We start from the raw sequence: 11,486 nt of genomic DNA, 5'->3' as shown, positions 1-11,486 counted from the left end.
AGTTGTAGGATTAATAAATACTTGTTCTGCATCTAAAAATCTTGCTGTATCATTATATACTGGGTCAATATTAATTACTTTTATTTTTCCATCTTTAACTAATGCTTGTAATTTTTCTAAATAAGGGTAAGTTTCATGTAATGGCACACCCCAAGCAATTTGATTTGTATTAATCATATCATTTGACCATAAAACAACCACTTTTGAATGCTCTAATACATTGTCCCAAGAAGTTTGCTTAGCACTTGATTCATCAACACCACTAATATAGGGAGTAATTGCACGAATACAATGAGTTGAGTATGTAAGAGTTCTAGTAGTACAACCTCCTGCTATATTTAACATTCTTCCAAGTAAGCTTTGTGGGTTATTAACGCTTCCAACACAAAACCAACCATAACTACCGCCATAAACAGCATTAGAGCCATATTTTTCATAAACTCTTTTAAGCTCATTAGCTACTAATTCATAAGCTTTTTCCCAAGTAATCTCAACAAATTCTTCTTTACCCCTTAAGTTTTTAGGAGCTTTTTCAAATCCTTTTTCTAAAACACTTTTTCTAACACTTGGGTTTTTAATTCTATCTTGTGAATATACTCTATTTACTACACCATTCATAAGAGTTGTTGGTTTAAAATCCCCATTAAAAGCCTTAAATCCTTCAACTTTGCTACTTCTAATAATAGGATGATAAGCTCCAAAATGTGAAGCACTAATTAAGCTTTCATCTATTTTAGGAATAGCGTTTTCACCAATAAAATCAACAGCACCTAAACTTGACGCACTAGCTGCTACTCCTGCTGCACCTTTTAAAAAGCTTCTACGAGATAACTTTTCCATAAATTCTCCTTAAAAATTTAAATAAAACTTAATTTTATAAGTTAGATAAAATTATAATAAAATAATTTAAGAATTAAGTAAATGGAATAATATATTCTTAATTATGATATAGATATTAAATACCCCCCCCCAATAGCAAAAAGGAATAATATGTAAATATAATGAAAACTATATTATTTAAGAAGAATTAATTAAAAATGGAATTTAAAATATAATTTTAAATTCCAAAGTAAAAACACTAAAATATAAGATTAAATAAAGCTAAAATTATAAGTATTAATACAAAACCTATAACACCTATTAAAGTTTCTAGCATAGTCCAAGTTTTAAGAGTTGTTTTTTCATCTAAACCAAATAAGCCTTTTACAAGCCAAAATCCAGAATCGTTAAAATGAGAGCAAACAACACTACCACAAGCTATTGCTAAAACGATAGCAACTTTATCAAATTCTGCAATTGATGTATTTACTGCAATAATTGGTGCCATTAAACCAGCTGTTGTAGTAAGTGCAACAGTAGCTGAACCTTGAGCAATTCTAATAATTGCTGCTATTATAAAACCAGCTAAAATAACAGGAACGCCTAAATTAGCTAAAGTTCCAGCCAACGCATCACCTATTCCACTAGCTCTTAAAACACCGCCAAACATACCGCCTGCACCGGTTACAAGCACTACAGAACAAATTGCAGGAAGAGCTTTTTCACAATATTTTTCAAGATTTTTAGCACCTAAACTCTTATTAAATACAATAATACAAATTATTAAAGTAATCATAAGAGCGATTGGAGTTTGACCTATTAGATTTAAAACATTAAAATATATATCATTTTTTGCGATTATTTCTAATTTTTGCATAGATGAGATAATTGCACTTATAAAAATCAATACTACAGGGGTTAATAATATAAATATTACGGTTAAGAATTTAGGTTTATGTTTAATTTCTATTTTTTCATCTTCAAATAAATCTGGTGCTTTAAAATACATTTTTTTACCAGAATAAAGCCCAAATAAATAAGAGCTAAAATACCAAGTAGGAAGACCAATAATAAGTCCTAATATTAAAACCCAACCAACATTAGCGTCTATTGTAGCTGCTGCTGCAACTGGACCTGGGTGTGGTGGTAAGAAAACATGCATTACAGAAAACGCACCAACTGAAGGAAGTGCATAAGTTAAAACAGAACCTTTTAATTTATGAGCTACGCTTAATATAACAGGCAACATTACAATTAACCCTGCATCAAAAAATATAGGGAAAGCAAAAATCAATGAAGCTAAACCTAGTGCAAATGGAGCTCTTTGCACCCCAAAAAACTCAATTAAAGTATCAGCTAAAACTTGAGCTCCACCAGAAACTTCTAAAATTTTACCTATCATAGCACCAATACCAACTAATAAAGCAACACTTGCTAAAGTTGAACCAAAACCACCAAGCATTACTCCTAAAATTTTATCAAGCGGCGTATTGGCTGCTAAAGAAGTTAAAAAACTTATTATTATTAATGATATGAAAGCGTGAATTTTTAATTTCATAATCATAAATAATAATAAAACAACCGCAACTGCGGCAACACATAATAAGTAAGAAGCACTAAGCTCTTGCATTATTTCTCCTTTTATTTGAATTTATGTAATATTAAGAAAAATAGGTTAAAAATAGCAAGATTTTTATAAAAAAGGATAATTAATGAAACATTATAATATTGTTGTAATGGGAGTTTGCGGTTGTGGCAAAAGCACAATAGGTGCTATGATTGCAAATAGTTTAGGAGCAAGTTTTATAGATGGAGATGATTTACACCCAAGAGCAAATATAGAAAAAATGCAAAGTGGAAATCCATTAAATGATTTAGATAGAGAACCTTGGCTTGAAAGAATTGCTGATGTATTTTACTCAATTTCAAGAAGAAATCGCTCTTGTGTCATAGCTTGTTCTGCATTAAAAAAACAATATAGAGATAAAATAAGACAATCTGGTAAAATTATCTTTATTCATTTACACGGCTCAAAAGAATTAATAATGCAAAGAATGAGTAAAAGAAGCGGTCATTATATGAAAGAAAATATGATTGATTCTCAATTTTCAACATTAGAATTTCCACACAATGAAGATTTAGTAATAAATATTGATATTACCCCACCTATTGGAGAAATTGTGGAAGAAGCTTTAAATCGTTTAGAAGAATTTTAATTATTTTGCATTTCTTTAAAAACAGATATTATTTCTTCTTGACTTAAAATACCAATATGAAAATAATAGGTTTCATTATTAAATTTCATTTCTTTAAATTTCATACCAACACTTGAATTTGGTTTGAAATTTTCTCCTTCTTGAGTGTAGAAAAATTGTATAGGTATAAGTGAAATTGGAAAAACATTTAAAAGCTCGGGATTTTCAAATATATCTATATTGAAAATTTTTATATTAGGGTCTGCTAATTCATCATAAACTGATTTTAAAATAGGCTGAAACTGAATACAAGAAGAATTACTTTTATTACAAAAATTAAGCAAAATATAAGATTTATATTCTTTTATTATATTGTTATCAATATATTCTAGCTCAAAACCATTAGTGTTGCTATAAGTTCCCTTATTGTAATAAAAATACAAAATACCAAATGCCGCAATTAATAAAGCAAAAAAGACCTTAAGTCTCATGATAAAACCTTTAAATTTAATTTTGGTATTTTAAAACAATATTTTTAATCCCTAATAAAAATTAGAGATTAAATAATTTATTTAGATTTAAAACTTAAAGTAGCAGTAAGCTGTAAAGTATCTCCGTATCTATCAAGATTATAAGGCAATTTTATACCAGCCGCAATAATTTGTAAGCCATCTTGAGGTTTGCTAAGAGTTAAAGTTGCAATACCTTTTTCATCGGTTGTAATATCATCTATATCATCATTTTGGTCTTCAAATTCAACCCCACTAATAGGTTTTCCATCTAATAATACTTGAACTTTTAATTTATCCCCTACTTTTTTGTCTAGTGGATTTTCTAATGGAATTATTTCAAACTTTAACCCTAAAGGCTTACTTGATGCTTCGTCCCAAGCGAATATACTTTTACCCATTTTAAATATTTTTCTAGTTTGAGTTACTTCATTTGCACCTGTAATGTCGGTAATTTCATTTCTAGCTTGAGAATAATGTTTGCCATCTTTTGTAAAAGTGTAATAACCAAAATCATAATTTACACTAGCTACTGATGGATTACCTTCTATAAAGATTTTATTATTTAAATAATCATATCCGGCTTTAAGCTTTTTACCCTTAGAATCTTTTGCACTTACACCAAATATTCTATCGCTTTGAAATTGACCCCAATGATCATCAGCCCAAAATCCAACCTTATAACCATCATCTGTTTTCATTGGAAAAAATTGATGAGCAAATGCAGAACTTGCAACAAAAATACTAGCTAATGTAATTTTACTTAACTTCATAATATATCCTTTTTTTAAATTAATTTGATATTGATTATTATATGAATTATTTATTAATTTTTTCTTAATTTGATAATAATTTTAATTTTCTTTAATAAATATATTTTTTACAAATAAAAAAGGATTTTAAATAAGATAAATATTATCTTTTTTTTGATATATTTTTAATACAAATTTTAAAATTAAGGAGAAAAGATGTTTAAATTAAGAACATTAAATTATGCAACAAATGCGTTTTCAGGTTTTTTAACTGAAGAAACTTTCAATTATCACTATGGTAAACATCATCAAACTTATGTTAATAATCTTAACAATTTGATTGCTGGAACAGAATTTGAAAAAAAAGATTTAGTTGATATTATCTTAACTTCTAAAGATGGTGTTTTTAATAATGCTGCACAAGTTTATAATCACGATTTTTATTTTGACTGCATTAGTCCAAAAGAAAGCAAAATGAGTGCTGAATTAGAAAAAGCAATTAACGAAGCTTTTGGAACCTGTTCAAACTTTAAAGATGAATTTATAAAAGGTGCTACAGGCTTATTTGGTAGTGGATGGTTTTGGCTTGTGTATAATACTACAAGTAAAAAACTTGAATTAGTAAAAACAAGCAATGCAGCAACTCCAATTACAGATAAATTAATTCCTTTATTAGTTGTTGATGTTTGGGAACACGCTTATTATATTGACCACAGAAATGCAAGAGCAGCTTACCTTGAAGGTTTTTATAAGCATATTAATTGGGAATTTGTATCAAGTGCTTACGAATGGGCTTTAAAAGAAGGCTTTAATTCTGTTAAATTCTATGCAAATGAATTGCATAAATAATTCTTAGCCTACTTTTGTAGGCTTATCTTTTATATACTTGAATGTTAAATTGTGCTTTTATCAAATTCTTATCAGATTTTAAAACTATTGGGAAATGAACTCGTAAAATATTTGGAAAATTATCTAAAGAATCTATGAAATCATAAAAAATAGTTGGACTTGTTATTTTTGTGCTTACTGATAACTGATAGCTTACATAATCTTCGCTAAAATCTAAATTCTTATCTAAATTCACTTCATCAAAAAAAGTCTTGCAATGATTTTTAAATTTTTCAATATCAAATTCATTATGAATTTTTGCTAAATTGGTTTTATTCTCTGATAAATAATCATTTAATTGTCTTTCAATACTTTCATTTTTTGCTTTATTTTGCTGAAATTTTGAATTTGAAGAGCTTAAAACTTCATTTGCAACTTTTAATTTATTTACACTTGGGATTATAAGCAAAGCACTAAGGGTAAAAATAGTAATCAAAAATATACTCAACCATAATAGCAACTTTACTATATCAATTTTACTCATACTATTATCTTTATTCATTAAAACCCTCAGAATTTTCAATAGTGTTAATGCTTACAAAGTTATACCAACCAGAATTTAATTGTATAAAATTAGTTTTTGATGTTTCAAAAATACTTTGAAGCGGTGTTTGTAATAAATTATTATAAATTTCTTTTGTTGGAGTAATTCCTTTAATCAATAAGCTTTTTTGCTCCATTAGAACTTCATTTAAAACTATACTATCAGGAACTAAGTCAAATAAATTTTTTATACTCTTTTTTAAATTTATATTAGAAGCTTGTATATCACTTACTAAAGCTATATATTCTTTATTTAAAATAATTTCATTCCTATTTCTTCCTATTAATTCTATCATTTTATCACTATTTTCTTTGGCTTGTTGTGCGTCGCTATATGCTAATTCTTGTTTTATTTTTATAAATACAGCAAAAAATATAATTACAAAAATAATGAAGATTAAAAAATAAAAGCATAATTTATTAAATTTATTTAATATAGGTTTTTGTTCAGCATTTTTAAGACTATATATCAATTTTTGCTCCTAAATCATTACTGCTTAATTTTAACATTTCCTTAAATATATCAATTGTATATACAATAGGCTTTATTAATAATTCACTTTCAATATAAGAATGCATAGCTTTAGAGCTTTTTTCGTGTTCAAATATAATAATATTATTAATAAAATCACTATCATAAATATTGTTATTATAAAATTCTTTAATCGCACTATTTATATATTCAAATATTTGCATATCCAAGCTAAATGATTGTAAATTTTCATTCAAATCAGAATTTAAATCAGCTCCTAAATCAAAATTATCATCAACCTTTACATTATCAAATTCATCAAAATCAAGTTCTTCTAATGTATCGTTATTGCTATCTAATTCAATTTCTTCTTCTAATTCTAAAGATTGATGGTCTTCTTCATTATCTTTGTTGATTTTAAGCTCAAAATAACTACCAAATTTAAATTTTTTACCATCATAAATCATTAAAGTAATAAATTCTCCGTATTTTAACACAAATAAACTTATGCCATCAAATACAAAACCATCTGATTTTTTATCTTGAATTAGTTTAAACAATATGCTAAAAGGAGAATAAATTAAATCCACTTGCAATTCATCAAAAACAATATCAGCATTGATTAATTCAGTTTTAGCCGCATACAAAAACGAGTTATCAAAGATTTTTAAACTAACAGCACTACTATCAACACCAAATTTTTGTAAATCTGTTTTATTGATTGTCGGCACCATTCCTTGACCGATACTAGTAAATAAAAGTGAAACATAAGTAAAATAATGATTATCAATTAAGGTTTTTATATATTTTAGTAATTTATTTTTATCTTCTTCAATAAAAGTTCTTTGATGAATTTTAATAATTTTTTCATTTTTAACAGAATAAGCTTCTATACTACAACTTTTATCCTTAATTACTAAATTAATAAAAATAGTTGATAGGTATTTTCTTATATTAAACATAAAAACCTTCTTCATTTAATTTAAGCTCTAGTTTATTAAATTCCTTATTTATTAAATTAACAGAATTTTCTTCATCTAATAATATCGGTTTTGAAATAATATAAGCAATTGTAGAAAATGGCTTAGCTAAAATCATCTTATCCCAACTTTTAGCCCTATAAAATCTACTTGCAGCATTATCAAAAATAATCGTAGGAATTTTATATTTTAAAGCTATTTTATAAGAACCTGCTGAAATGCTATGATAAGGCCCTCTAGGTCCATCAGGAGTAATATATACATCATGACCTTGTCCTAAAAGATTTTTAATTTCAAGCAATGCTTTAACTGGAGAATCATAAGTGCTACCCCTAACAGCATTTATATTAAAGTATTTCATAACACTAGCAATCAATTCTCCATCTTTGTGATTACTTATTAATACATAAGGCTTTTTTTTATAACCATTTTTCTTCATATAAGCAAAAATAAAAGCCATCATAGTAAGTTTTCCATGCCAAAAAAGTACTATGCAAGGCTCTTTAGGTAAAGTTTTTTCTCCATAAAATCTTTTTTTACAAGTTAAATAAATAATATTTAAAAGTATAAATATTATAAAAGCTAAAATTTTAACTTTGTATTTCGCCATAAAGGGTTGTCCTAGAAGTCTTTGTAATCTTTACATCAACCATTTTTCCAAGCAATTCTTCGCTACCATTTACAACTATTAAGAAATTATTATCACTTCTTCCTGCTATAGTTTGATTTTCTCTTAATTCTTCAAAATATACTTTATAAGTTTTATTTAATTGTGCTGCACTAATCTCATCTAAAATTTCATTGTATAAACTTTGTAATTTAGTTAGCCTTGCACTTGCTATATTTTCAGGAATTTGATTTGGCATTGTTGCTGCAGGTGTTAGTGGTCTTTTAGAATACTTAAATGAAAAAATTTGCTCAAATCTAATTTTTCTCATTACATCAAGTGTTAATTCAAAATCTTCATCGCTCTCACCAGGAAATGCCACGATAATATCTGTTGATATGCTAGCACTTGGAACTAATTCTCTTAATTTTAAAGCCCTATTTATAAACCATTCTCTAGTATAACCACGCTTCATAGCTTTTAAAATACTTGTGCTACCACTTTGTAAAGGCATATGCATACTTTTACAAATTTTAGGATTTTTTGCAAAAGTTTCTAAAAACTTATCATCCATATGAAGTGGGTGTGGGCTAGTGAATCTAATCCTTTCAAGCCCATCAACCTCGCTAATCTCATTTAAAAGGTCTGAAAAATCCATTTTAGGATGGTTACTTGAAAATCTTTTACCATAATTATTTACATTTTGTCCTAGCAAAAATACTTCACTAGCTCCGTTACTAACGGCTTTTTTTACTTCATTTAAAATAATATTTTTTGGAATGCTTAGCTCATCACCACGAGTGTGTGGGACGATACAATAAGCACAATGCTTATCACAACCTATCATAATATTTACATAGCTTTTATAAATACTATTTCTAAAATCAGCAAAAGCAAAATCGCTTTCATCGTAATTTATATCATTACTTATAAATTTTGGAGTTTTAATTGCTTCTGTTATACGGCTAATATTTCTTGCACCTAACACAAAATCAACTTGTGGAGCACGCTTAAAAATCTCGCTACCTAAATGAGAAGCTGTGCAACCACAAACGCCTATTTTTGCTCCTTCTTTTTTCTCTTTTAAAAAACCACCTACTTCACTAAAAAGCTTATGGACTGGTTTTTCACGCACACTACAAGTATTTATTAATATTAAATCAGCTTCTTTTTTATCTGTAGTTACTTCATAACCTTCTTTAGTGGTAAGCTCTGCAATCATACGCTCACTATCGCGAACATTCATTGCACAGCCTAAAGTTTCTATATATAATTTTTTACTCAAAGTATATGTACCTCATAAATAAATTCATCTTCTACTAAACCATATTTAACCGTATTTACATATACCTTAAAATTATTTAATTTTTCAACTAATTTTGTAATATCTTCACTAGAATTTGAATGGTCTAAAAATATAACCTTTTTTTCTTCAAGTATTTTTATAACTTCTTCAATAGTAACTTCTTTTGGTTTTGAATTTAAAGTTTGTTTTGCTAATTTAAATTTCATCTCATATCCTTTTTTAAATTAAAAAAATAAAATAATAACAAAAAGTTCTTTCATTAAACTTATTAAAAGTTATTTTTTATATAATAATAGTCTTCAAACTTCAATTAAAGGTAAAATCTTGGAAAGAATAGTAGATATAATAGAATCAATTGCGAATGAGAAATCATTGCCAATAGAAGAAGTAAGTGAGCGTGTAGTAAAAGCTATTACAAATACTGCTAAAAGACTTTTTGGTGATGATAAAGAATTTAGTGTAGATGTTAAAAAAACTCTTTGTGTATATCAAAATCTAGTAGTTGTTGCAAATAATGATGAGTTAGCTAATAATGAAAGTAAATATATTAGCCTTGATAAAGCAAAATTAGAATCAAGTGAAGTAGAAATCGGAGATACTTTAAAATATGAAATATCTTTTGCAAATCTTGATAGAACTGCAATAAATTGGCTTTATAAAGAATTAGAATATAATGTGCAAAGACTTGTAGAAGAAAAATTATTTGAAAAATACCAAAGTATGGTTGATAGATTAATTTTTGGAACGGTAGTATTTGTTGATAATGATGAAAATACTTTCATAGAATTTGATGAAATTAGAGCAGTATTACCTAGAAAAAATCGTATAAAAGGCGAAAAATTTAAAGTTGGTGATGTATTAAAAGCTGTTATTAGAAAAGTTAGTGTTGATAAAAAATTAGGCTTAAAGGTTGAAATTTCAAGAACTTCTCCTAAATTTTTAAATGCACTTTTAATGCTTGAAGTTCCAGAGATTAAAGATGGTGCTATAGAAATTATTAATTGCGCTAGAATTCCTGGTGAAAGAGCTAAAGTTTTATTAAAAGCTAACTCAATCAATATTGACGCTGTAGGTGCTAGCGTTGGAACAAAAGGTGTTAGAATTAATGCTATTAGTAAAGAATTAAATGGCGAAAATATAGATTGTATAGAGTATTCTAACGAACAAGCTATTGTAGTTTCTCGTGCTTTAGCACCTGCAATTATTAATTCAGTTACGATTGATAACGACATAGCTAAGGTTGTAATAAATCACGACCAAAAAAGTAAAGCTATAGGTAAGCAAGGAATTAATATTAGGTTATGCAATATGCTAACAGGGCTTAATATTGAATTAATTGAAGTTGGCACTGAAGCAGAAAATCATATAAGCTCAGAAGAAGCAAAAGCAAATCTTGAAAATCTATTTAAAAATATATGATTGATTTAAGCAAAAACGAAAATACTTGTAATACTTTAGATATTAAAGAAATAATTAATAGTATTGAATTTAATAAGTATTCTTTTGATAAAAATTATAAATTATTAGATGAATTAGCTAATTTTTATAATTTAAAAAGTGATAATTTTGTTCTAGGTAATGGCTCAAGTAATGTTATTTATATGAGCCTTTTAGCATTTTATAAATATTCAAATTCCAATGTTCATTTAATATCACCATTACCTACTTTTGACTTAACACTTTATTATGCTAAAAATATAGGTTATAGTATTGATGGGTTTTATTTAGATAGTGAGTTTAATTTTGATATAAATAAAATAAAAATAATCCCAAATAAAATAAATATAATCTATATTGTAAATCCAAACAATCCAACAGGCCTAATGCTAAGCAAGAAAGATTTAAATGAATTAAACTCAATTTGTAAAGATAATGTATATATGCTTTTAGATGAGGCTTATTGTGAATTTGCTGATGATTTTTATAGTTTAGAATTTGCAAAAAATCCAAATATTTTACATATTAGAACATTTTCTAAAATGTATTCATTAGCAGGTTTAAGAGTTGGATATGGGATAGCTCATAATAAATTAATAACGATTTTAAAAGATTTTTTTAGTCCTGATGCTATTAATGCTTTTGCTTTAGAGTGTGCGATTTTTGCCCTAAAACAAAATAACTTTGTAAAAACTACAAGAAAAATTATTAACGATAATAAAGCTTTATTAGAAAATGAATTTGAAACTTTAAATATAAAATATTTTAAATCTCATACTAACTTTATTTTACACGAAATTAAAAGCACAAAATACGCTGATTTTATGAAAGAATGCGGGATAATAGTTGGAAGAGCTATAGATAATTATCCTTTATTAAATAGAATTAGCATAGGAAATATTAAACAATTAAAAGAATTTACAAAAGCATTAAGGCTAGCTAAAAATCATAATTTAGTTTGAGCTTTAAGCTCAAACT

Annotated in this window: 14 protein-coding genes; 4 read left to right on the top strand and 10 right to left on the bottom strand. The window is 26.6% G+C overall.

Translation table 11 applies throughout. The annotated features are described in order from the left end of the window. Together AVBRAN12642_RS06675 and AVBRAN12642_RS06670 are read right to left on the bottom strand one after the other, a co-directional pair. Positions 1–840: molybdopterin-dependent oxidoreductase (locus tag AVBRAN12642_RS06675; protein ID WP_336608147.1), on the bottom strand; the 840-nt coding region annotated here is incomplete at its 3' end. Positions 841–1,078: 238 nt separating this feature from the next. Next, positions 1,079–2,449: a GntP family permease gene (locus AVBRAN12642_RS06670; RefSeq protein WP_336608146.1), complete on the bottom strand. Its 1,371-nt coding sequence runs from the start codon at positions 2,447–2,449 to the stop codon at positions 1,079–1,081. A gap of 82 nt (positions 2,450–2,531) precedes the next feature. On the opposite strand from AVBRAN12642_RS06670, the gene AVBRAN12642_RS06665 reads away from it, so the two are divergent. Next, positions 2,532–3,035, top strand: coding sequence for a gluconokinase (locus AVBRAN12642_RS06665; RefSeq protein ID WP_336607519.1), 504 nt, complete (start codon positions 2,532–2,534; stop codon positions 3,033–3,035). On the opposite strand, the gene AVBRAN12642_RS06660 is transcribed toward AVBRAN12642_RS06665, so the two are convergent. Next, on the bottom strand, positions 3,032–3,505 hold the full coding sequence (locus AVBRAN12642_RS06660; RefSeq protein WP_336608145.1) for a thioredoxin domain-containing protein: 474 nt from the start codon (positions 3,503–3,505) through the stop codon (positions 3,032–3,034). The genes AVBRAN12642_RS06665 and AVBRAN12642_RS06660 overlap by 4 nt on opposite strands. Positions 3,506–3,582: 77 nt before the next feature. Then, the gene (locus AVBRAN12642_RS06655; RefSeq protein WP_214120361.1) at positions 3,583–4,296 is read right to left on the bottom strand and encodes a DUF4198 domain-containing protein; all 714 of its coding nucleotides are present in this window, start codon (positions 4,294–4,296) and stop codon (positions 3,583–3,585) included. Between the two features lie 195 nt (positions 4,297–4,491). On the opposite strand from AVBRAN12642_RS06655, the gene AVBRAN12642_RS06650 reads away from it, so the two are divergent. Next, a complete protein-coding gene (locus AVBRAN12642_RS06650; protein ID WP_214150353.1) occupies positions 4,492–5,124 on the top strand; it encodes a superoxide dismutase in 633 nt (210 codons plus the stop codon). 22 nt (positions 5,125–5,146) lie between these two features. Here the strand turns inward: AVBRAN12642_RS06650 and AVBRAN12642_RS06645 are convergent, their stop codons facing one another. Genes AVBRAN12642_RS06645 through AVBRAN12642_RS06620 form a run of 6 tightly spaced genes read right to left on the bottom strand, consistent with a single transcriptional unit; the run spans position 5,147 to position 9,277 of the window. Beyond that, entirely contained in the window at positions 5,147–5,665 is a 519-nt protein-coding gene (locus tag AVBRAN12642_RS06645; protein ID WP_214118565.1) for a hypothetical protein, read from the bottom strand. Continuing rightward, complete coding sequence (locus AVBRAN12642_RS06640) at positions 5,658–6,179, bottom strand: hypothetical protein (protein ID WP_336607521.1); 522 nt, start codon at positions 6,177–6,179, stop codon at positions 5,658–5,660. Before AVBRAN12642_RS06640 ends, AVBRAN12642_RS06645 begins: the two co-directional genes overlap by 8 nt. Next, a complete protein-coding gene (locus tag AVBRAN12642_RS06635; protein WP_214150354.1) occupies positions 6,169–7,140 on the bottom strand; it encodes a hypothetical protein in 972 nt (323 codons plus the stop codon). The genes AVBRAN12642_RS06640 and AVBRAN12642_RS06635 overlap by 11 nt, the downstream gene beginning before the upstream one ends. Further along, positions 7,133–7,768, bottom strand: coding sequence for a lysophospholipid acyltransferase family protein (locus tag AVBRAN12642_RS06630; protein ID WP_336607522.1), 636 nt, complete (start codon positions 7,766–7,768; stop codon positions 7,133–7,135). The genes AVBRAN12642_RS06635 and AVBRAN12642_RS06630 overlap by 8 nt, the downstream gene beginning before the upstream one ends. Beyond that, complete coding sequence (gene miaB / locus AVBRAN12642_RS06625) at positions 7,749–9,050, bottom strand: tRNA (N6-isopentenyl adenosine(37)-C2)-methylthiotransferase MiaB (protein WP_214120363.1); 1,302 nt, start codon at positions 9,048–9,050, stop codon at positions 7,749–7,751. The genes AVBRAN12642_RS06630 and miaB overlap by 20 nt, the downstream gene beginning before the upstream one ends. Further along, positions 9,047–9,277, bottom strand: coding sequence for an HP0268 family nuclease (locus AVBRAN12642_RS06620; protein WP_214118556.1), 231 nt, complete (start codon positions 9,275–9,277; stop codon positions 9,047–9,049). The genes miaB and AVBRAN12642_RS06620 overlap by 4 nt, the downstream gene beginning before the upstream one ends. A 118-nt stretch (positions 9,278–9,395) precedes the next feature. Here AVBRAN12642_RS06620 and nusA point away from each other — a divergent pair, with 118 nt between their 5' ends. Next, the gene (gene nusA, locus AVBRAN12642_RS06615; RefSeq protein ID WP_214118554.1) at positions 9,396–10,490 is read left to right on the top strand and encodes a transcription termination factor NusA; all 1,095 of its coding nucleotides are present in this window, start codon (positions 9,396–9,398) and stop codon (positions 10,488–10,490) included. Then, on the top strand, positions 10,487–11,470 hold the full coding sequence (locus AVBRAN12642_RS06610) for a pyridoxal phosphate-dependent aminotransferase (RefSeq protein ID WP_336607523.1): 984 nt from the start codon (positions 10,487–10,489) through the stop codon (positions 11,468–11,470). The genes nusA and AVBRAN12642_RS06610 overlap by 4 nt, the downstream gene beginning before the upstream one ends. The last annotated feature ends 16 nt before the right edge of the window (positions 11,471–11,486 follow it).

This window comes from Campylobacter sp. RM12642 (assembly GCF_020137635.1).
Classification (GTDB): Bacteria; Campylobacterota; Campylobacteria; order Campylobacterales; family Campylobacteraceae; genus Campylobacter_E.
This window is presented reverse-complemented; position numbering and strand designations above follow the sequence as displayed.

Coding starts and splice junctions, on each gene's coding strand:
- AVBRAN12642_RS06645 (WP_214118565.1), bottom strand. CDS start 5,665: ATGAATAAAGATAATAGTATGAGTAAAATTGATATAGTAAAGTTGCTA.
- AVBRAN12642_RS06610 (WP_336607523.1), top strand. CDS start 10,487: ATGATTGATTTAAGCAAAAACGAAAATACTTGTAATACTTTAGATATT.
- AVBRAN12642_RS06620 (WP_214118556.1), bottom strand. CDS start 9,277: ATGAAATTTAAATTAGCAAAACAAACTTTAAATTCAAAACCAAAAGAA.
- AVBRAN12642_RS06650 (WP_214150353.1), top strand. CDS start 4,492: ATGTTTAAATTAAGAACATTAAATTATGCAACAAATGCGTTTTCAGGT.
- AVBRAN12642_RS06655 (WP_214120361.1), bottom strand. CDS start 4,296: ATGAAGTTAAGTAAAATTACATTAGCTAGTATTTTTGTTGCAAGTTCT.
- AVBRAN12642_RS06630 (WP_336607522.1), bottom strand. CDS start 7,768: ATGGCGAAATACAAAGTTAAAATTTTAGCTTTTATAATATTTATACTT.
- AVBRAN12642_RS06660 (WP_336608145.1), bottom strand. CDS start 3,505: ATGAGACTTAAGGTCTTTTTTGCTTTATTAATTGCGGCATTTGGTATT.
- AVBRAN12642_RS06635 (WP_214150354.1), bottom strand. CDS start 7,140: ATGTTTAATATAAGAAAATACCTATCAACTATTTTTATTAATTTAGTA.
- AVBRAN12642_RS06665 (WP_336607519.1), top strand. CDS start 2,532: ATGAAACATTATAATATTGTTGTAATGGGAGTTTGCGGTTGTGGCAAA.
- AVBRAN12642_RS06670 (WP_336608146.1), bottom strand. CDS start 2,449: ATGCAAGAGCTTAGTGCTTCTTACTTATTATGTGTTGCCGCAGTTGCG.